Genomic DNA, 21,696 nt, shown 5'->3' on the forward strand with positions numbered 1-21,696 from the left:
GGCTACGATGCTTGATGGGTGTAGCCGATCAGATCGTATCTTTTTGATTTAGTTCCATCGATTTAAGCAACAAAGCCTTCAAAAATACACATGGCCTGCGCAAAATGGTATGAGAACCGAGATCGGTTCTTATATGCAGTCCATATCAATCATGCCAAGGGCGAAGGTGTATTTACTGTTCTTGACCAGACCGCCAAACATTACCTGAGCAATTATCAATTTGAAAAAGCACTGACTCTTATTGAATACGCTATTAAAGAGTCACCTAAAGCACAGATGGCGTATGCACTAAATATGAAAGGAAACTGCCTGTATTCGATGGGACGCATCAAAGAGAGTATTGAGGTTCTTGAGCAAGCGATTCATCACACAGAAAATGATTCTGAACGTGTTCAATACTATTTAGACCTCATTAACCCCTACCGTTTAACCGACAACTTTGTACAAGCGATGTCGATTTTAGACCAAGCCCAAGCCCTGTGCGAAAAGCTGACGTTAAATAAATCTTTGTGTGAAATTCACTCGATGAGAGGTAATATGCTGTTCCCCACTGGGCAGCTAGACGAATGTGAGAAAGAACATTTACTTGCATTAGATTACAGTCAACGAGCAAACTGTTTTCGCGCGAAAGCAAAATCGCTTGGCGGCCTCGGTGATTGTGCCTACGCACAAGGAAAAATGGCTCGCTCATACGAGCACTTAACCGAGTGTTTGCAACTGTGTGAAGAGCATCAGTTGCTTTCGATTGAAACTGCTAATCGCTACATGCTGGCAACAGTGATGATCTATCAACTGCAATCTGACGAAGCACTAAAACAGGCTCAGCATGCCTCGAATCTTGCCTATCTCACGGCAAACCGCCGAGCAGAAATTGTTTCTAGGCTTACGGCTGCATGGATCTTTCTCGACCGTAATGTCTTGGTGCAAGCTGAAAACGAAATCTCGACCGCTCTACAACTTTCAAAACAGCTTAATGCTCATCGATTTGTCGCTTTTCTTTTGGAGTCCAGTGCAAGATTGCACTGGTATCAGGGAAAAGAGGAGAAAGCCCTTTCGGACATCGACACGGCTCTAGATCTTGTTCATATCAATAAGCTACACAATTTTATTGGTCCTTGGCTCGTATCTACCAAGGCACTTATTTGTGGCGATGAATCAACGGCCCTCTCCGCTTTGCGCACTGGTGAGGCTTGGCTAGAATCTACCTGTGTTGGTCATAACTATTTACGCTTTTACCAACAAGGAATCCAAGTAGCGTGGCAGTATAAGCAGCCTACGCTACTTCGAAAATATCGCGATAAGCTGTCTAACTTCACCCAAGAAGATCCGCATCCATGGGGTGATTTTTATATTGAACAAGCGAATCTGATGCTTGCCTTACTCGACCAGTCCAGCTCCGTCTCTGAGTTGTTAAACTTCAATCAGGCCGCGCGTAAGCATCAACTGAATCAGGCTCAAATAAGTGTTGATGAGCTCGACCATTGGCTCTCCACATCTACTCAACCATGAAATATTCAATAAACGAAGAAAGTCGATTAATTGCACCGTCAAGTCATCGTGTTTACTCGATTTACCTCGTCAAACACAGATATTCGAAACCATCGAATATCTGTGTTTTGGCACAGTGTCATCGCTGATGAGATTTATGCTGGCGCAAGATCATTTTGCTCCACCTTAAAGTTCTCGATGCTAGGAACATGCTCAGGCAAAAGTAGAGTAACGCGTTGATTTGCTGCTTCAATCCATTTACCTGAACTATTTTTATATCGATAGAATGCCACGCCTGACTTCCAATCATCATTAAGTAGGAGGTTGAGCGTTACGTTATGAAGATCAGCTCCTAAAGGAGCAATGCCTAGATAAGGCTGGTAGCCCTGCAACGTCACCATGATATGACAATCACGCATCGTGCATTGATAGTTGAAACTACCATTGAGATCAGACACCACATTTAACGGTGGGTTAACGGCCTGAAAGATATGTCCTTTACCCACTATTGATTTGTCTTCGCTGGCCACGAGTAGATTAACATCGAAGCTCACTCCTCCAGGTAAGCCGTTACCAATTTGATAATGAGCAGTAAAAATTGCTTGTGATTCTTTTGAGTCCATTTTCATTGTGTTCTCCAACTGAATTTATTGTCGTTAGTGACCCATTCAATGTAGATAACACGTCATTCTGGTTCAGTATCAATTTAGGCTCAGATCTACTTGACTACATAAATTATCCACGGTCACGCAGATGCCGATCGTTCTTTTCATCAACCAGATATTGTTGCTCTCTCGCTGATGCTTTTGGCGATTTGTACAGAACAACTGATACCAAACTGATATGGTGAATGTATGCATTTGGTTTAATATTTGAACAACTATTCAATACATAAGCCAAATGGAAAAAATAATGGAACATGAATGGATGCAGGGAACTAAAGAAAACCAAGTGGTAGAACAGCACCCTAACCCTCAAATACAACGCCTCGCTGTACTTAGCGCGTACTCAATCTCAGTCAATAATGCCAAACTGTTTATTCAGAAAATGGATAAGTGCGGTTTTCCTAAAGAACGATTACTGACACCTCTTGAAAACACGGTTTCACCGGTTCCCGGTTTGAACCAATATCAAGTCGAGTCACTCATCTTCAATACTCGCTATCAACACCAACCCTTTGTCATTGTCATGTGCGAAAGTACGCAAGAAGTTCAGCAAGCCTATCTAACAGCAACTCAATTCAATCTCCCGATTCGTGTTCGCTCAGGAGGGCATGATCACGCAGGTGAATGCAGTGGTGACAACGTCATTTTGATTGACGTGAGCAGAATTAAGACCTTCCAATTGTGTGACAATATTGCCACCATTGGTGCTGGCTATCGCTTCTATCAACTGACACCAAAACTTGCAGAGCATGATCGAATGATTGCACATGGAACCTGTGCCACAGTTGGGTTGACTGGCTATATTCAAGGCGGAGGATGGGGCCCTTGGACGCGAAAATACGGCATGTGTTGTGAGCACCTAGTGAGTGCAACCGTGGTATTGGGTGATGGTACGATCACAGAAGTCTCAGCAGAGTCCAACCCTCACCTATTTTGGGCACTAAGAGGCGGCGGAGGCATGAGCTATGGCATTGTTACCGAGCTACGCGTAAAAACATTCCCTTTACCCAAAGAGATCCACCGCTTCGAGCTTCAGTGGAACCTCTATCCAAAAATCAACGGTATGCTTCAGCCAATACCAACGCACCCTACCATAGATGTGCTAAAAAATTGGGAGCAGGCTATAAAAAGCCTCGATACGCCTAAACTTCTTGGCACCAACTTGCAAATTGATGCTCTGCCTGAATCATCTAACCACTGTGATATTGAAACCATCAGCCATCACTGCACCATGTATGGCTACTGGGAAGGAACAGAACAAGATCTTCACCAATTTATAGCCGTTCAATTTGGCGCTTGCTTCCCTGATTTAGTTCAAGTCTATGAAGCACATGGCACTGACTTTGACGGGAAGAAATACGATCACTCCCTGATGAGCACATGGGGGCGCAATTCTTTGTGTCAAAACGGTTCTCCTTTCCCTCCCGATTATGACGCCCCAGCACCTCACAAAATCACTTCGCGATTGGTGTCAGAGCGAGGTCTTAAACCAGAAGGCTATACTGCACTTTTGCAAAGCTTAACTTCACCTTTGATAAAGCCAGAAAACCGCGATCAAGGGCTATTTAGTTACGTAACCTTAGGGGCGATCACTGGCGGTTTTTATCATCACTCAGACGACCTTGAAGACATATCTTTCCCCTACCGCCAGTGTCAATATACAGTCCAATACCAAACCTGGTGGAATGAAGAGATAAAGCAAAAACTAGAACTACAAAATAACCCAGTACTTGTTGATGTAAACAGAGCCATGGACTGGATTGATAAAGCCAGAGAAGCTGATATACCGGGAACCTATGGTGCCTTCATCAGCTTTAAAGATCCGGCAATTCCGACAAGCGTTTATTTTGATCGAAGCTACCGCGACTTAATCGGTATAAAAGAAAAATACGCTAAGGATAAGTTTAATCACCTTAGAACTAATAAGACCATCATTTAACATCAATATGCATCTTAAAAAGCATATATTAACAGAACGTCATTTGGCCGTTCTATCACGTATAGAAATTAAAAAAGAGGAAAAATTATGACAACTAAGGGTTCATTTTACGTTAAAAATAACTCCAACGATAAAATCACCGGATATGTGAGATTTAAAGACTCTCCGGAAATGGAGGTTCATTTCGACTTGAATATTGGCGAACAATCTGAATCTGCTAGTTTTGAATCCGGTGCCGCTACCCATGACTCCTGGTATTACAGTTTCAAAAAGGCAGGTAAAACCTATACTGGGGACAAGTCCTGTGCATACTATGCAAAAGATGAAAATAAAGGCCCCGTCGTTGTAGAAATCTTTAATGATAATTTAAAAATATCTCCACCACTTAGCGGTTCTTGTGAGAAAACTTTATAGCTGCTCACCTGATTCATCACTTCGCCCGAGACAGTTGCACAACTTCTCGGGCAGTTTCATTTCTCGGTATTTGGATTGAAGACTCTCCCCATTTTCAATCACAATCTGAAATTGTTAACTTTATGTTCTCACTTTATATCACCACTGCAAGATAATCGAATAAATACAAATCACTTTTAAAATAAACTTTAAATCTAGAGTAACCAAGATTGAAAAAATAAATATATTATTAATTTCTAAGATCAAAGAGTTTTACTTAATACATCACTTTTTATTTTAACTCTATCAACTGATACTAAACTGCTACTGACGTTTTTTGATTGAATGCTTAACTTAATAGCATGCGCTTATCTCAAATGCTAAAACCATTACTAAAGCGCAATTCATCTATATCCACGTAATCTCTAAGCATTTGATTCAGAGGGTTTCTTGGATATTCATCATTCAAGATAAACAACGGAAAGCATGGCTATGTGTACAGATGTTAATATCAATTATGGTTGCAACAACCAAACCTTATCCGCTAGAACCATGGAGTTTGCAGTTAACCTTCAGACCGAGATTTGGTTTAGAGCCCAACAAACTTACCAAATTACGACCTTTACTTCCGACGGAAAAGCCGACCGTGTTTTCAATGGTCAGCCGCCAAAACGTCACAGTAAAGAATGTGAGTTTCGAGCAAATTGGCAGGGAGAGTTGAGCTTCATACACTGCAATGCCATTACCCGGTATAATAACCCTCTTTTAACAGCTGATGGCATTAATGAATCTGGCCTTTCTGTTGGGTCACTGTACTTGCCCATTCTCAATCAAAATGTATCGACCTCTCACATCCCTGATGATGCCTTTGCATTAGGCAGCGGCCTGTTTGGTACTTTTATCTTGTCTACGTTTAATACTGTGGACGAGATGGTGACCTACTTCACCACCCACCCCGTTTACGTGTTTAACTCGACTATTTCAACTGGTGAAACAGAGAGTGACAACATGGCTTTGGACCAGCATTTCGTGATTCACGATGCAAATAATGACAGTGCCGTCATTGAGTTTCTTAACGGTAATATGCATATCTATCGAGCATTCAAAGAAAGCGATATGTTCAGCAAAGAGGAAAATCAGCAAGCACGCTATCAATGTACCGAATACGACTTTGATGATTATAAAGTGGTTGTGGACCACTCCTACGTTGGAGTAATGACTAACTGCCCAAATTACCATTGGCATGTCAATCACCTCTCTTATTTTTCCAATTTGCGCAACTACAACCCAGAACCGAACAATGAAGCAACCATGCAACGTCATGTCCAAGTGCCTGGCCCACTTCAATCAATCAATGGCGCTGGCTTGATGGGTCTACCCGCCGACCCAACACCGCCGTCTCGATTTGTACAAACCTATGCAATTAAGCAGTTAAGCGAACAACCAACTAACTTCGACGAAGCCTTCTCACTCGGACAAAAGCTACTTAATCGCGTTGATATACCTTTGGGCATCATGGCGAATGAGTTTGAGACATCCGATAACCCTGAAGTCTTTTTTAGTGATATTACCCAATGGAGCGTTATTAGACATAACAGTCATCAATCACCCGCGTTCTATCTGCGTACTTACGGAGACATGACTTGGCGAGTCGCTAATGTCAAAGACTATATTGGGTTAAATAGAGACTGTCAGATTTCAAGCGTTTTACAGCTCATGCCAGTTACAACATCATTACCGTTTGAACAAGTCGAATCTCGACCAACTATTAAAATCGCTTAGAGTTAATTTTGAAGCGCAAACAAATGAGAAGCAAAAAGCCAGAGTAAGAAATCAATCTCACTCTGGCTCATAGCTGCATATAGTATAGTTTTATCTGCTATAGATATAACGTATGGTTGCTTTTACACTTGTTACATTCAGTCGATTTACTCTTTACCGAACACGTTGTTCTCTTGTTCTTGAACGCGGATGAATGTAGTACGCTTGGTTAGCTCTTTAAGCTTTGCTGCACCTACGTATGTACATGTTGAGCGAACGCCTCCAAGGATGTCTTGAATAGTGCCGTGAACGCTACCACGGTATGGCAATAATACGGTTTTACCTTCAGCCGCACGGTAGCCAGCGACACCACCTGAGTGCTTATCCATCGCGCTCTTCGACGACATGCCATAGAATTTCATGAACTTCTCGCCGTCTTTCTCGATCACTTCGCCGCCTGACTCTTCGTGACCCGCTAGCATCCCACCTAGCATTACGAAGTCCGCGCCACCACCGAATGCTTTCGCTACGTCACCCGCACAAGAACAGCCACCGTCACCGACGATCATGCCACCAAGGCCGTGCGCTGCATCACCACACTCGATGATTGCAGAAAGCTGCGGGTAACCAACACCCGTTTTTACACGAGTTGTACATACAGAGCCTGGGCCGATACCCACTTTAACGATGTCTGCACCAGCTAGGATTAGCTCTTCACACATATCACCAGTAACCACGTTGCCTGCAGAAATGACCTTGTCTGGGAACTCAGCTCGCACGCGTTCAACATACTCGACCAAATGCTCTGAGTAACCATTTGCAATGTCGATACAAATGAAAATAAATTCATCTGAAAGTGCCATGATGTCTTTGGTTTTTTGGAAGTCTGCGTCAGATGTCCCAGTAGACACCATAACGTTATTCATGGTTACTTTATCTGCTGATTTAGCAAACTCAGCCCAATCTTCTACCGTGTAATGTTTGTGAACAGCGGTCATTACACCATGCTCAGCCAGGGCTTTAGCCATTGCAAAGCTACCAACCGAATCCATGTTTGCTGCGATTACTGGCACACCAGACCATTGACGACCACTATGCTTGAATGTAAAATCGCGGGTTAAATTTACTTGAGAACGGCTCTTAAGGGTAGAACGTTTCGGGCGAAACAGTACATCTTTAAAACCTAACTTAAGTTCTTGTTCGATACGCATTGTGTAATTCCTTGATTCATATGTATATGTGTCATTTCAGAGTGCGTAGTGATTTCGTTGGCAGACGAGTTCACTGTTCTTCGGACACAAAAAAACCGGAGCGTTGGCAGACGCTCCGGTTTTCAGCATTATAGGCTGTGATTTATTTCCTACAAGTCTGATATTTGAATTTTTTTTGTGATACCATCTTGACAATCGCATATCAAAAACACTCCTCAAGTCGTTATTTTCTCTCATTATTTATAATTATCAACAACTTAAGAAAACGTTTAAGTTAACCTCTTGCGCAAACCTTTGCGTCATCCCTTTAAAATGAAAACGCATCACCTCTCAAATCTGCCTAAAACTCAATCACCTAATACTAAGATGCCCTGCTAATTCGAAAAAAGTACTCAAAAAAATCGACGAATTTTCTCAGCAATGCATGAAATCTAATTAAACTCGATAGAGCTCTTGGGTGATAGCGGTACGAAGAGTGCTAACGACATCACTTGCCAAAAGACCAATTTGACCATGCTGACTCACGTTTATATCGGCAGCATGACTGTGAAGTACCACACCTAAACGTGCGGCAACAGAAATTGGTAAACCTTTGGCTAGTAATGCACCAATGACTCCAGATAACACATCTCCCATTCCCCCCGTCGCCATTCCGGCGTTACCCGCTAGACAGACGTACATTCTCGTTCCATCGTAAACAAGCGTCCCCGCGCCTTTTAAAACCACTACACCGCCATAACGCTCTTGCAGTTGTCTTGCAGCAGAATATCGGTCACTTTCTATTTGTTGAATGGTTACATTTAGTAGTCGAGCTGCCTCTCCAGGATGCGGCGTGATCACTCGATGGTTGTCGCACACCAGAGTGCCATCGCATCGCTGGCTCAGCATCGCTAGAATATTGAGGCCATCAGCATCAACAACTTTAGGTTTCTGCTCTTGAGCCAGATATTGATAGGCTTGATAAGCCCACTCATCATCTCCAAAGCCAGGACCAAACACGAATACGTCAGCCCAGCGAATGCGTTTAGTTAAGTCGTTCTCAGTATCCCTGAGTAAGTCAGCGGTGATGCTCTGGCTCATTACTTCTGGGCAACCAACCTGCAGTGGAATAAGGCTACTCGTGTGAGTAATTGCGGCAGTTAAACCCGCTCCGGCTCTAATCGCAGCGGAGGAACATAAACGAATCGCTCCAGACATCCCTTGGTTGCCACCAACACAAAGCAACTTCCCGTTGTCACCTTTATGGACCGTTGGATTTGGCTTGGGCATTAATCTTGAAACAACCTGATGATCAATACCTAATGCACTTTCTACTTCGATAGTATCAAACTTAGTATTGACGCCTAAACCACAAAAGTAGAGCTCGCCAACTCGATCTCTCGCTTGTCCAGTGCATAAGCCTTGCTTAACCCCAATGAAGGTTACAGTATGCTCGGCACGAATAGCATCACCTAAAACTGCACCTGTATTAGCACACAGACCAGAAGGAACGTCGACTGCAATCACAGGGGCATGAATTTGATTAATTTGGTCAATATAGCGACGATACTCCGAACGAACCTCACCGCTTAAACCAGTGCCTAACATGGCATCGATGATCACATCTGCTTCTAGCAATGCGGTATTCCATTCATCCCAATCATTGTTAACACCGTCGATTGACTGCCAGTCTTGGTATGCGCGCAAAGCATCACCTTTTAGCACAGATACATCACCAATTTGGAAAACATGTACATTGAGTTGAGCTTGTTTCGCAAGAGATGCAAATACGTAACCATCGCCACCGTTATTCCCTTTACCGCAAATCACTAAGATATTTTTTGATTTAGGATACAGATGTAAAAAGCGCTCATACACGGCCATACCAGCGCGTTGCATTAAGCTATACATAGAAACACCAGCCATTTGCGCAGCCAGCGTTTCACCGTTTTTTACTTGCTCTGCGGTGTAGAGTTTTAGGGCGAGATTAAAGTCCATATTCACGTTCTACGCATTGGGAAACACAATTATAAGTATACAAAAAAGCCAAGGCGGACCTTGGCTTTTGAGAAAGTTTTTTATCGCTATTGATTCTGAGACATCAGAGCTTCAGCCGTCGCGTCTTGTATAGACAAAAACAACGAGTTGATTTTTCCAGTCGGTGTGCGCATTGGGTTCAACGTAACATTCTGGTACATAAACTCCGCTTGCTGCGTAACTGGTCGAACATTGCGACAGCAGAATAAGTAAGGTCGTTGTCGCCATGTGATGAAGCTGCGACAGCCTAGGTCATACACTGGTTTTGTTTTTAATTTAAACCACTCCTGTGGGATTTCAGGGAAGATATCAAATATAGAACGACCTATCGCATCATGAGACTGCAAACCACTGTGATGAGTCATAAACCCATTCCAGACCTGTACATTGTAATCTCGATCAATGACCACTAAGCCCATGTCAACGTTTTGTACCATATCCACCATCCAATGGAATTGTTCAAACTCTGCTGGCATATTCAACATTAGAACTCCTCCATTAGATAAGACAGTTTGTTATCAAGCAGCGGCAAGGATTCATCCACAAACATAAACAACAAGTCACAACGAATCGACGTTCCTTCAATGTTGTAGCTCACTTCGAATGTCATCGTGCGGCTGAATGCTCCAGTTGTAGATTCAATGATCGAGTCAATTGAGATATGCTGACCAAGGAGTACTGGTGGACTTTGGAAGAATCGGACTTCAGACTGCTCGCCTAAACCATTTAAGAACGACCCCACCAAAATATTAGAAATATCCATTAGCAGCTCAAGCTCTTCTAGCTCTTCGCTGTCTGCTGGTACTTTCATCAACTTTTTGAGATCAGATACGCTTGAATCACTCAAAATCACTAGCGCTTCGCCAGCAATACCTTCGCCACAAAATCCCTGACAAACACCCGATACGTTGTCATGCGACGCCAAGTCGCGTAGGGCCATGTGAAGTTCGCTCACTTCAAAGATATTGACGTTCGGCAGAGGTAGTTGCACAAACACATCAAAGTGACGCGCCAATGCATCGGCTGCTCGACCAATTGAAACGTTAGCCACTTCCATGTAAATATCGCGACGACGTAAAATCGGTAACTCAATAGAGACAGGCGTGATAATTTGAGGACGAGGTTCTGGCTCGACCAACTCTTTAAGCGCCTTCTTGAGTTCATCTTTGGCGATCGGTTTTTGAATAAACGCTTTTGCACCCAGTGCGAACACGCGCTCTTTCGCTTTAGGTTGGATATCCCCCGACACAACAACCACCGGAGTTTTATCCCCCAACCGTTGCATGTGCTCTAGTGTTTCAAAGCCATCCATTTCTGGCATGGTCAAATCAAGAAACATCAATTTAAACTCGTTTTTTTCGAGTTCTTCTAGCGCGTTTTTTCCGTGGATAGCAAACGTAATATCGGCATTCAATGTGGCTGGTAGTGATCTCGCCATCTGTTTGCGTGCTAACGCTGAATCATCACAGATGAGTACGGGAAAAGACATTCAATCACCTTTTTATATTCCACAATCTGCGCCGGAGTCTAACAGATTGTTACAGCATGTAATACGAGAAAACTGACGAGTTTTTTATTTCTTTATTATTCAATAAGCATACGCAATATGAATGAATGAGTGAACAAAATGACTAAAAAGCAAGCATCACATTCGCTGTTTAGTGACATAAAACAAACATGGGTAAAACTCCTCCACCCAAAGTAAGCAAAAAGTTGCAGCTAACATCCAAAGCCCATTTTTGCTCGAATTTCATTCTTTCCATTTCCATAATGGGTAAACAGTAACGCGCTAAAACTAAAAAGGCACCCTGCTAGAGGATGCCTTTAATAACAATTTCATCGATAAGATATCAATTCTATGGCACACCATGACCTTTAGAAGCCACCCATACGCGATACCATTGCTCTCGAGTAAGTTCGATGTTCAATGCATTAACTGCAGTTTGCACACGCTCGATTTTACCAGAGCCAATGATTGGAATAGGGTTAGATGGCAAACGACGTACCCAGGCATAAATTACTTGGTCAATACTCGCTGCGCCCACTTCTTCACGAATTGCTTCTAATTCGTTACGGACACGAACAGCTTGCTCACTGTCACCACTAAAAATTGAACCTCCACCGAGGCAAGACCAAGCCATTGGTCGCGTACGCAACATTTGCATTTGGTCAAGCGTTCCATCGTGAGCAACCTCAAAGTTAAGTGGGTTGATTTCCACTTGGTTAGTAACCAACGGCTTACCTAAGCGAGATTGCAGCAGTTCAAACTGGCGTGGAGTGAAGTTAGACACGCCAAAGTGCTTCACTTTGCCGACTTTATGAAGCTCAGAAAATGCTTCTGCAACCTCGTCTGCATCCATTAACACGTCAGGACGATGAATTAAAAGTACGTCGATTTCATCCACATTCAAACGTTCTAGCGAGTTGTTCACCGATTGGTAGATATGTGCTGAGCTCGTGTCGTAGTGATTGATCTTACGCTCTGGCGTTTTATCGCCACACAAATTGATGTCGCATTTCGTCACGATCTGAATTTGCTCACGAACACTCTTGTCTAAAGCTAACGCTTCACCAAACAACGCCTCACACTCGTAATTACCGTAGATGTCGGCGTGATCGACTGTCGTAATGCCTAACTCAATGTGTTGCTTAAGAAATGACAAACGCTCTTGAGCCGTCATTCCCCACTCAACTGCACGCCAATATCCTTGAACCAGCTCTGAGAACTCTGGGCCTTTTGGTGCAGTTACTACTTTTGCAACCATGGGTTTTCTCCTTCAATTGATCTGCATTCATCGTAGTCTTGTTTTCGTACCGGCTCAACGGGTAAACTTTCGCAATTCGAACTGGAGTACGAAATATGTCTTTTGCCCAACGCCTAGCCACCCTGATCGGAGAAGAAAGCATCAGCGGGTTCGCTCGACGCGTCGATGTGTCTGAAGCTTTAATACGCAAATACCTTAAAGGCAGTGAACCTAGCCTAACTAAAGCAAATCAAATTGCAATGCGCGCCAATTGCTCTCTCGAATGGTTAGCAACGGGATGCGGTTATTTATATCGCCGTGCTGAAGTCGTGGATATGGATGCGTACAAACTTGCCTTTCAACACGTTATGAATCAGCCGTTGTCAGACGATGCAGAAGAGCTACACCGCAAGCTAATTGCAGGATATCAATACCTGCGCGCTCACAAAAAATCGGATGGTTTTTTGGATGAATCAGCAATGGCGACCTTCCTATCTCTCCATAAAGAATCTAAAAACGAGTCACTTTGACCTCGATAATTTCGCCATCACTGCGCAAGTGCACATTTAAGGACGGTGATGGCGTCAGAAACTCGTCCGGTTTTACCCAAAGCAAACTTCGAATCGTTTCTTGTGGATAGCGGTTCATCAACAAAATAACTTCTTTATCGACAAGCTCGGAAGATTTCTTTTCCAGAGCTTCAACGACATCATATTGCTCTTTTCCGATAGTGACTCTGCGTAAAACTAACCCATCCTTTCTTAAGTTGAGAAGTAAGTCATTCAGACGCTGCCACTCGTATTCAGTAAGAAACGAGAACTGAGCACTTTCTCTTCTCAAAATCACTTCACCATACAAGTGCTGCTGGTAGTACGAAAAATCATCCAAACAAAATGCGTTGATAAACGTTGAGTTGTCTCGCAACTGCACTTCGCAACCATACCAGCTTCCACTTTTTTCTATACGTTCTTTTAAATTGGAATATGGCATTGCTGACAACGTGTCTTGCCACCAGCTCGGCGTTGAAAGTGCCGGAAACGTTACCGAACAACAACATAAAGAAAGTAAGAGTCGAAGATAAAAGCGCATGCACTGCTCTAGTTGGTTGACATCGAACCAAGACATTACTAACTGCAAGAAAATGTTCAAGAGAAAAATAGTGGCAGGTGGCGATGAAAGTTATGGTGATGAAAGTTATAACGCAGAAATTAAGAAGGCGCACATGTTCGTGCGCCTCTACCTCGTTACTCAATCGTGAGTGTGCGAATCGGCGATGTCTATTGATGCATCCCGAACATAAAACGAGGACTTACCGTAGGGTTTGAATCCATCCAAATTGTGTGTAAAACCTCACATCCCTCCTTCTGAAGCAGTCATGTTGCTTTACAATTAAAGCATGGTTCATTTTTCTCAAAAAACAAGTTTTTTATCCTAAATTATGAGAGCAATAGCACAATCTGAGTGAATGAATAATATCGCGACACTTCGAACACTCAATAGTGAAAAGCTAAATTGCATCTTTATTGATTAGGTCTAGACTCTGCGAAGCGTATACTTTCTTTCGTCCCTTCCCCCAGCAACAGGAGAGCTTGTTAATGACCAAACGCGAGAGAATTGTGAAATCTGTGTTGGCGCACGTACCGAAAGATGCGATTAACCAGTTTGTCTCTCGAGGGTCAACACCATTTTCTGTTCTCATTATGGCCGCCATTGTGGGTACGTTGGCTGGTTTTGTCGGTACGTATTTCGAGCTTGCCGTTCATTTCGTTTCTGAAACACGAACAGAATGGTTAAGAAGCGAAATTGGTAATGTTCTACCGTTGTGGCTGGCAGCGGTTCTCATTAGCGCACTTTTAGCTTTTATTGGCTATTTTCTTGTGCACCGCTTTGCGCCAGAAGCGGCAGGTTCTGGTATTCCTGAAATCGAAGGGGCAATGGATAATATTCGTCCAGTGCGCTGGTGGCGAGTTCTACCAGTAAAATTCTTCGGCGGCATGGGCGCACTTGGCTCAGGTATGGTGCTGGGTCGTGAAGGCCCAACCGTTCAAATGGGTGGTGCTGTAGGTCGAATGGTGACCGATATATTCCGGGTAAAGGATGACGATACCCGCCACTCCCTGCTCGCTTCTGGTGCTGCTGGCGGTTTGGCTGCGGCTTTTAATGCCCCACTCGCAGGCATTATGTTCGTTGTGGAGGAAATGCGACCTCAGTTTCGCTACTCTTTGATCTCAATTCGCGCAGTGATCATTTCTGCCATTATGGCGAACATAGTGTTTCGCGCCATCAACGGGCAAGACGCCGTTATCACTATGCCGCAATACCAGTCGCCAGAGCTTCAAACCCTATGGCTGTTTTTATTGCTTGGCGCATTGTTTGGCGTGTTTGGCGTGATCTTCAATAAACTGATTACCGTGGCACAAGACAGTTTTGTCGCAATTCACAAAAACGATCGTAAGCGCTACTTGATTGTAGGTTCGTTACTGGGAGGCGTGTTTGGCTTGCTTCTTTTGTACGTACCCCAATTAACTGGTGGTGGTATCGGCCTTATTCCTGACATTACTAACGGTAACTACTCGGTATCCATTTTAGTTTTGCTTTTCTTTGGTCGTGTAATTACAACCCTGCTCTGTTTTGGTTCTGGTGCGCCGGGAGGCATCTTTGCACCTATGCTTGCTCTGGGAACCTTATTTGGCTATGCGTTCGGAGCAAGTGCTGATGTCTTACTCCCTGCGCTTGATATCGAGCCTGGTGTATTTGCGATTGCGGGCATGGGTGCCCTGTTTGCAGCAACGGTACGTGCACCGATTACAGGTATTCTGTTAGTGATTGAAATGACGAATAACTACTACTTAATCCTGCCATTGATCATTACTTGTTTGGGCGCTGTGATTATTGCTCAATTGTTGGGTGGACAACCTATTTACAGCCAGCTGCTGCATCGCACAATCAAAAACGAAAAGTTACGCCAACAGGATCTACCGGAGAATCAATCAACATAACATTCTCTTTGTTATCACTTCGCTCCAGACTATCGAAGGGTTTGGAGCGATAAACTCTGCATTTTTACATCTTTTCCCAAATATTCGATACCAAACTCACAAAATTATCATTCTCTGATATTTGCTCACCACCTTTCATGAGAAACCCCTCTCCATACTTGTTAGTATTCGCTACTTAAATAGAGCATTTCATCCAAATCGTCATGTTTCGTTTCATTCAGGCAAAAATCAAATGGAGTAGATTTGAACTGGAGAAGACTTGTGCAGTTTTATAGTGTCCCGCCGTCTCAAGCCGCGTTGGCACTAGGTATGATAGGTTTAGGGCAAGCTTGGGCACTCTATGTTCCTGAGATTGGTGAACCGATACGCCCATTTTTGGCGTCACTCGGCGCACTTTTACTCGCCCCTGTACTCATAAAATATGCCGCTAATCCACGATTATTCATGGTCGACATTCGTCACCCGCTGAGTGGTAGTTTAATGGCACCAATGAGTATGGCGTTACTGATCCTTGCAGATTATCTTGCCGCTGTAGCGCCTATCATCGCTTATCCACTTTGGTTTATGGCGCTTTTGCTGCATTTTACTATGATGGTGCTGTTTTTTAGCTTTCAGCTAATGAACTTTAAAATGTCCAATATCGTACCGAGTTGGTTTCTTTATCCGGTGGGGCTGATCAGTAGTTCACTAGCCGGTTCTCAACTAGGTCACAACTTATTCTCCGAAACGTTAGCGATGATGTGCATCGGCATTTATTTCTTCATGCTGCCACTCGTGTTGTATCGTTTAGTGTTTTTCGGCTCTCTACCAAGGCGAGCAAGACCGACCCTCGCGATTATGGCCGCGCCGGTAAACTTGTCATTAGCAGCATACTTGGTGAACTTTCCCTTACCAGATCCGATACTGACAGGCGCATTGGCCGGGATCGCCATCACTATGACGTTATTGATCTACTTATGTTACTTCCGCTTACTTCGCTTGAAGTTTCAACCTTCTATCGCGGCAGTAACCTTTCCTTCCGTGATCAGCGCCATCGCAATGCATCGCTTAACCTCTTTTTTTGCCGAATCGCACCCTCACTGGCACTGGCTACACGACTTTGGTTTTCTAGAGCTCAGTATCGCGACTGTATTGGTTGTTTGGGTATCGGCAGGTTACGTCAAAATGTATTGGCCAGAAATCATGAAGTCATTTTCTAAACAAGCATAAAAAAGGATGGCGTTTGCCATCCTCTTAGAATAGTGCTTGGTTACCTAACGTAAACCGTGCAGAAACTCGGCACGCGTTGCTGGGTTGCTTTTGAAGATACCGCCCAATGCTGTTGTCGTGGTTTCGCTGGTTGCATCCATCACACCGCGAGATTTCACGCAGTAGTGTGTTGCGTCAATCGTCACTGCCACATCATCGGACTCAAGCAACGTTTGAAGTGCAACAAGAATTTGCTGAGTCATACGCTCTTGAACTTGTGGACGCTGGGCAAAGAAGCGAACGATACGGTTGATCTTTGATAGGCCAATGATCTTGCCACGTGGAATGTAAGCCACTGCAGCCTTGCCATCAATGGTCACAAGGTGGTGTTCACAAGTGCTGGTCACCGTGATGTCCTTCACGCGAACCATCTCGCTCACGTTCATCTTGTTCTCAATCACCGTGATTTTAGGAAAGTTGGAGTAATCCAGACCAGAGAAGATTTCGTCAACGTACATCTTAGCAATGCGGTGAGGGGTTTCTTCTAGGCTATCGTCAGTGAGGTCAAGTTGAAGTAGACCTAAGATCTCACGCATGTGGTGTTCGATCTTCTCTTTCTTCTCTTCACGACTTACGTTGTTTGGACGCATTGGCGTTTCCAAACCGCGTTGCTCTAGCGCTTCTTTTACTAACTTCGCTGACTCGCTAAGACCTGACATTCCACTTCCTCTTTTGTTTTACTTCAGCCTTCGTACAAACCCAATCAAAATTGCATTCATACTTTTCGCTTTGAGTTGCTCAGTTCGTGTCTTTACACCAAGTCACATCAGATGAAGGTACTGAGCTGATTTTCTTGAGCTCCGCAGGTTTTTTACCCCTTTTGGATGGCTGACAAGGATACTCGGATTTTTGAATAATTACACCCATATTTTATAGGTGGACATTCTTACTCAGTCCCCTTTTATGGTAAAGTTGCCACAAAACAAAAGAACACAGGATTTTCTCAATGGGCTGCTGCGACGCACCTGGCTTGATGCCAATTGAAGAAGCGATGGACAAAATGTTATCGCGAATCAAACCTATCCAAACAACGCTTTCTCTTCCACTTGCTGAAGCACTCGGTTTTGTACTGGCAGAAGATATCTTGTCTCCTATCCACGTACCGCCATTCGATAACTCAGCAATGGATGGCTACGCTATTCGCATTCAAGATCTTGAGTCATCTTCTGTATTGCCTCTGGCAGGTAAATCATTTGCAGGACAACCTTTTGAAGGTGAATGGCCTCAAGGTACCTGTGTTCGCATCATGACTGGCGCAAAAATCCCACAGGGTTGTAATGCCGTTATCATGCAAGAAAACACAGAAGTGACGGATGCTGGCATTCAGTTCAACCAAACTGACGTGAAGCCGCAAAACAACATCCGCCCAACGGGTGACGACATCAAACAAGGCGATATCGTACTGGCAAAAGGTGCACGTTTGACACCTCGCGATATTCCGATGATTGCGTCTCTTGGTGTCAGCCATGTGACTGTAGTACGTAAGCCAAAAGTTGCGTTCTTCTCTACTGGTGACGAGCTTAAACCACTGGGCGAACCGCTAGACGAAGGTCAGATCTACGACAGCAACCGTTACGGTATTAAACCGCTTATCGAGAACTTCGGTTGTGAAGCCGTTGATCTGGGCATCATTCCAGATTGCCCAGAGACTCTAAAAGCAACCTTTGAACAAGCGCAAACATTGGCAGATGTGGTCGTGACCTCTGGTGGTGTTAGTGTCGGCGAAGCGGATTACACCAAAGACATTCTTGAAGAGCTTGGTGAAATAGGTTTCTGGAAGCTAGCAATCAAGCCAGGTAAACCTTTCGCATTTGGTAAGCTAAGTACAGCTTGGTTCTGTGGTCTGCCGGGTAACCCGGTTTCTGCAGTTCTTACTATGTACGTGCTTGTTCAACCAATGCTGGCAAAACTTGCAGGCCATACCGAATGGAAAGCACCCGAATCTATTCCAGCAACAACCAAAACCGCCTTTAAGAAAGCGCCAGGTCGTACCGATTACCAACGCGGTATCTATACATTGGAAGATGGCAAGTTTGTCGTTGAAACTACAGGTAACCAAAGCTCTGGTGCATTCCGCTCAATGAGCCTAGCCAACTGTTTTGTTGTGTTGGAACGTGAACGCGGCCGAGTTGAAGTGGGCGAAACGGTTCAGATTCAACTGTTCAACTCAACCCTTTACTAGGAAGTCGTTGTGGATATTCTTTCCGATCAGGAAATGCTGCGTTACAACCGCCAAATCATTCTTCGTCAGTTTGACTTTGAAGGACAAGAAGCACTCAAACAAGCATCGGTATTGATGCTTGGTGCTGGCGGTTTAGGCTGCGCATCAAGCCAATATTTGGCGACTGCTGGTGTCGGTAAAATCACGCTGATTGATGATGATATCGTCGAGTTGTCTAACCTTCAGCGCCAAGTGCTGCACCACGATGCGGATATTGGTCGTAAGAAGGTAGACTCGGCGGCCAATGCACTACGTGAACTTAATCCGCACATTGTCGTAGATACCATCGCAAAACGTCTTGATGATACCGCGTTAGAGAGCCTGATTAAGCAACACACTATTGTTGTCGATGCATCAGATAACGTCGATACGCGCAATCAACTTAACCGCCTATGTTTTGCGACTAAAACACCGCTAATTTCAGGCGCGGCTATTCGTATGGAAGGCCAAGTGAGTGTGTTTACTTACGACGACCCAACTCAACCATGTTACCAGTGCTTAAGTGCCCTCTTCGGCAGCGGTGCGTTAAGTTGTGTCGAAGCCGGAGTCATGGCTCCTGTTGTGGGTATTGTTGGCGCAGTACAAGCGATGGAGACGATTAAAGTGATTGCTGATTACGGCCAACCAAAGAAAGGCAAAATTCTGATTTTGGACGCGCTCAGCATGTCTTGGCGAGAAATGAATCTGATGAAAATGCCAACCTGTCCGGTTTGTAGTTAGTTCTAAACCTCTAATCATTCCCAAAAAGCCCAACTCGATGTTGGGCTTTTTTCTCATTTTGACAATCAGATTTAAAACCCTTCTTCTTACAAATTTTAACTTCATAAAATTCAACAATTTAAAAGTTGGCACATTCCTTTCATTGCATATATCACGAACCAATGAGAGGGCGAATTATGAAAAGGACATCACTACTACTTGGGTCTCTAATAGTGAGCGCTTATGCACAAGCGGCGCCATTTGATACGTGCCCAAGCCAAGCATACCTATTCCAATCAACCCCGGTTCAAATCTATGGCGTCAATTTGGTTACAGGCTCTACGACTCTTTTAGAGGACGACACAGGTTTGGCTTCGGGCATCAACGGTGTAGGCTTTAACTTCACTGACCGTTATATCTACGGCTACGACACCACAAACAAAAAGATTGTTCGTCTTGGTAAAGACTTCCAAGCAGAGACACTTAATGTTTCGGGCCTTCCTACCGACCACACGTTTTACGTTGGCGACGTTTACAACCACGTCTACTACTTGTACCGCAAAGGCAAAGGACTTTTCTCCATTGACCTTTCTCCGCTCGATTCTGATCCAAATGCGACATTGAGCATCGTGAAAATTAGCTCAACAGCGACAGTGAACCTAACCGACTTTGCATTCCATCCAGGTGATGGCTCCCTTTACGGCATCGACAACAACTCTGGTGTGCTATATCAGTTCAACCCATCAAACGGTAGCGCAACTGCGATAGGTGACACAGGTGAGAAAGGCACATTTGGTGCTGGCTACTTCGATGTAAACGGCAACTACTACGTGTCACGTAACCAAGATGGCAAAATCTATCGCGTTGACCTTTCGGAAGGTAACGCAGCCAATATCGCAGCAGGTATCGTTCCTGCGGTTGAGTTTGTATCCAACGGTCCAAGCTCAAGCCAAAATGACGGTGCACGTTGTGCAAATGCTCCGGTGATTAACGAAGACGAGCCAATTGATTTCGGTGATGCTCCAGACAGCTACCACACAACACTTGCGTCAAACGGTCCTCGTCACGAAGTGGACGGTGCAACTTGGCTTGGTTCCGTCGCTCCAGATGGTGATGCCGACGGTCAAGCAAACGACAACTCTGTGGGCACAGCCGATGAAGATGGTGTTGGTTTTGTATCCGCACTTGATCCAGGCTTAAGCTCAATTGTGAATGTGACAGCTTCTACTTCTGGCTACCTATCAGCATGGTTTGACTGGAACCGCGATGGTGACTTTGATGATGAAGGCGAACAGGTCTTTACTGACCAATTACTGTCTGCGGGTAATAATCCCCTACCGTTTGTCGTTTCAACCGCTGCAACGGAAGGTTCAAGCTGGAGTCGATTCCGCTTTAGCCAACAAACCGGATTAAACTACGATGGTGGTTCGACATCTGGTGAGGTGGAAGATTACCCAATTACCATCACTGGTAATGGCTACTCAGTGGAATATTTCCCGAGTGCAGAAGATTACGCCACCGTGGCTTATGAAGATAATTGGCCATACACCGCAGACTACGACATGAACGATGTGGTCGTGAAATTCCGCATCACTGAAACCAGTCTTGCTGGTCATGTTGAGAATATTCAGATTACAGGTGACCTAGCGGCTTACGGCGCAAGCTACAAAAATGGCTTCGCAATCCGACTACCGGGTGTATTGAGAAGCTCGATTGAAAATGGATTAACGACGCTATCCTTCAATGGTGTAGAGCAAGCATCTAATGGCTTGGAAAGTATTTCTGATGAAGCCATTTTCATCATCAGTGAAGACTTAAGCACACACGCGGCGAGCAGCTGTAGCTACTTCCGTACCGAGTCTGGCTGTGATGATAACGTTTCACTCACCTTTACCTTGAATGTGTACTTCACCGAAGGCTCTGACCGTTCAGCCATTCAAGCCATGCCATACGACCCGTTCATCTTCGCAACGCCGGGGACTTACCATGGCGACGGGATTACCTTCCAACCAGGTCGTAAATGGGAGGTTCACTTAGCAGACCAAGCACCAACAGAACAGTTTGATGACCAAAACCTCTTCGGTGTCGGCGTCGATGCAAGTGACCCTGTACAAGGTGTGTACTTCAAAACAGCAAACAACTTACCTTGGGCACTGTTGATAGTAGAAGATTGGGATTGGCCGCTAGAGCGTGTAGACATGGTCGATGCATACCCTCAATTCCAAACTTGGGCCGAGTCTGGTGGCGAACGAAGCACAGATTGGCACACCGCTCCAACACCTAACAAATGCTACATTCCATAGGGAGATAAC

At 44.5% G+C, this 21,696-nt stretch carries 18 protein-coding genes; 10 read left to right on the forward strand and 8 right to left on the reverse strand.

Annotated elements, in window-relative coordinates; all coding sequences use genetic code 11:
• The first annotated feature begins 90 nt into the window (after nucleotides 1-90).
• Nucleotides 91-1,509 carry a tetratricopeptide repeat protein gene (locus R8O10_RS04290; protein ID WP_318191140.1) on the forward strand — a complete coding sequence of 473 codons (1,419 nt, stop codon included), beginning with the start codon at nucleotides 91-93 and terminating at the stop codon, nucleotides 1,507-1,509.
• Between the two features lie 134 nt (nucleotides 1,510-1,643).
• On the opposite strand, the gene R8O10_RS04295 is transcribed toward R8O10_RS04290, so the two are convergent.
• A complete protein-coding gene (locus tag R8O10_RS04295; protein ID WP_005373450.1) occupies nucleotides 1,644-2,117 on the reverse strand; it encodes a DUF1842 domain-containing protein in 474 nt (157 codons plus the stop codon).
• 283 nt (nucleotides 2,118-2,400) lie between these two features.
• Here R8O10_RS04295 and R8O10_RS04300 point away from each other — a divergent pair, with 283 nt between their 5' ends.
• The 3 genes from R8O10_RS04300 to R8O10_RS04310 all read left to right on the forward strand — a co-directional run bounded on the left by R8O10_RS04300 (nucleotide 2,401) and on the right by R8O10_RS04310 (nucleotide 6,267).
• Nucleotides 2,401-4,092, forward strand: coding sequence for an FAD-binding oxidoreductase (locus R8O10_RS04300; protein WP_213915836.1), 1,692 nt, complete (start codon nucleotides 2,401-2,403; stop codon nucleotides 4,090-4,092).
• 87 nt (nucleotides 4,093-4,179) lie between these two features.
• Nucleotides 4,180-4,506 carry a hypothetical protein gene (locus R8O10_RS04305; protein WP_005373454.1) on the forward strand — a complete coding sequence of 109 codons (327 nt, stop codon included), beginning with the start codon at nucleotides 4,180-4,182 and terminating at the stop codon, nucleotides 4,504-4,506.
• A 471-nt stretch (nucleotides 4,507-4,977) separates the two neighbouring features.
• Nucleotides 4,978-6,267, forward strand: a complete 1,290-nt coding sequence (locus R8O10_RS04310) for a linear amide C-N hydrolase (protein WP_017635214.1) — start codon at nucleotides 4,978-4,980, stop codon at nucleotides 6,265-6,267.
• 146 nt (nucleotides 6,268-6,413) lie between these two features.
• Here the strand turns inward: R8O10_RS04310 and R8O10_RS04315 are convergent, their stop codons facing one another.
• From R8O10_RS04315 to R8O10_RS04335, 5 genes are all read right to left on the reverse strand, one after another.
• On the reverse strand, nucleotides 6,414-7,457 hold the full coding sequence (locus tag R8O10_RS04315; RefSeq protein WP_005373458.1) for a GMP reductase: 1,044 nt from the start codon (nucleotides 7,455-7,457) through the stop codon (nucleotides 6,414-6,416).
• A 435-nt stretch (nucleotides 7,458-7,892) separates the two neighbouring features.
• On the reverse strand, nucleotides 7,893-9,434 hold the full coding sequence (locus tag R8O10_RS04320) for an NAD(P)H-hydrate dehydratase (protein WP_262655115.1): 1,542 nt from the start codon (nucleotides 9,432-9,434) through the stop codon (nucleotides 7,893-7,895).
• 86 nt (nucleotides 9,435-9,520) lie between these two features.
• Complete coding sequence (locus R8O10_RS04325; protein WP_005373463.1) at nucleotides 9,521-9,958, reverse strand: PAS domain-containing protein; 438 nt, start codon at nucleotides 9,956-9,958, stop codon at nucleotides 9,521-9,523.
• A complete protein-coding gene (locus R8O10_RS04330; RefSeq protein ID WP_005373466.1) occupies nucleotides 9,958-10,962 on the reverse strand; it encodes a response regulator in 1,005 nt (334 codons plus the stop codon). The genes R8O10_RS04325 and R8O10_RS04330 overlap by 1 nt, the downstream gene beginning before the upstream one ends.
• Nucleotides 10,963-11,329: 367 nt before the next feature.
• On the reverse strand, nucleotides 11,330-12,238 hold the full coding sequence (locus tag R8O10_RS04335) for an aldo/keto reductase (RefSeq protein WP_005387688.1): 909 nt from the start codon (nucleotides 12,236-12,238) through the stop codon (nucleotides 11,330-11,332).
• A gap of 95 nt (nucleotides 12,239-12,333) precedes the next feature.
• Between R8O10_RS04335 and R8O10_RS04340 the strand changes: the two genes are divergently transcribed.
• Entirely contained in the window at nucleotides 12,334-12,747 is a 414-nt protein-coding gene (locus R8O10_RS04340) for a helix-turn-helix domain-containing protein (protein WP_005387686.1), read from the forward strand.
• Here the strand turns inward: R8O10_RS04340 and R8O10_RS04345 are convergent.
• Entirely contained in the window at nucleotides 12,728-13,342 is a 615-nt protein-coding gene (locus tag R8O10_RS04345) for a hypothetical protein (protein WP_080996737.1), read from the reverse strand. The genes R8O10_RS04340 and R8O10_RS04345 overlap by 20 nt on opposite strands.
• Before the next feature lie 470 nt (nucleotides 13,343-13,812).
• Here R8O10_RS04345 and clcA point away from each other — a divergent pair, with 470 nt between their 5' ends.
• Nucleotides 13,813-15,216: a H(+)/Cl(-) exchange transporter ClcA gene (gene clcA, locus R8O10_RS04350; RefSeq protein WP_005373473.1), complete on the forward strand. Its 1,404-nt coding sequence runs from the start codon at nucleotides 13,813-13,815 to the stop codon at nucleotides 15,214-15,216.
• Between the two features lie 261 nt (nucleotides 15,217-15,477).
• Nucleotides 15,478-16,425 (forward strand): TDT family transporter, encoded by a 948-nt coding sequence (locus R8O10_RS04355; RefSeq protein ID WP_005373475.1) that lies wholly within the window; start codon nucleotides 15,478-15,480, stop codon nucleotides 16,423-16,425.
• 44 nt (nucleotides 16,426-16,469) lie between these two features.
• On the opposite strand, the gene folE is transcribed toward R8O10_RS04355, so the two are convergent.
• Complete coding sequence (folE, locus tag R8O10_RS04360; protein ID WP_005373478.1) at nucleotides 16,470-17,123, reverse strand: GTP cyclohydrolase I FolE; 654 nt, start codon at nucleotides 17,121-17,123, stop codon at nucleotides 16,470-16,472.
• Nucleotides 17,124-17,410: 287 nt separating this feature from the next.
• On the opposite strand from folE, the gene moeA reads away from it, so the two are divergent.
• The 3 genes from moeA (at nucleotide 17,411) to R8O10_RS04375 (ending at nucleotide 21,687) form a co-directional block, all read left to right on the forward strand.
• Entirely contained in the window at nucleotides 17,411-18,646 is a 1,236-nt protein-coding gene (gene moeA, locus R8O10_RS04365) for a molybdopterin molybdotransferase MoeA (protein ID WP_318191141.1), read from the forward strand.
• 9 nt (nucleotides 18,647-18,655) lie between these two features.
• Nucleotides 18,656-19,405, forward strand: a complete 750-nt coding sequence (moeB, locus tag R8O10_RS04370; RefSeq protein WP_053349250.1) for a molybdopterin-synthase adenylyltransferase MoeB — start codon at nucleotides 18,656-18,658, stop codon at nucleotides 19,403-19,405.
• Between the two features lie 176 nt (nucleotides 19,406-19,581).
• Entirely contained in the window at nucleotides 19,582-21,687 is a 2,106-nt protein-coding gene (locus R8O10_RS04375; RefSeq protein WP_318191142.1) for an LruC domain-containing protein, read from the forward strand.
• Nucleotides 21,688-21,696: the final 9 nt, after the last annotated feature.

Origin of the sequence: Vibrio sp. 1727, assembly GCF_033344415.1 — a bacterium.
Classification (GTDB): Bacteria; Pseudomonadota; Gammaproteobacteria; order Enterobacterales; family Vibrionaceae; genus Vibrio; species Vibrio alginolyticus.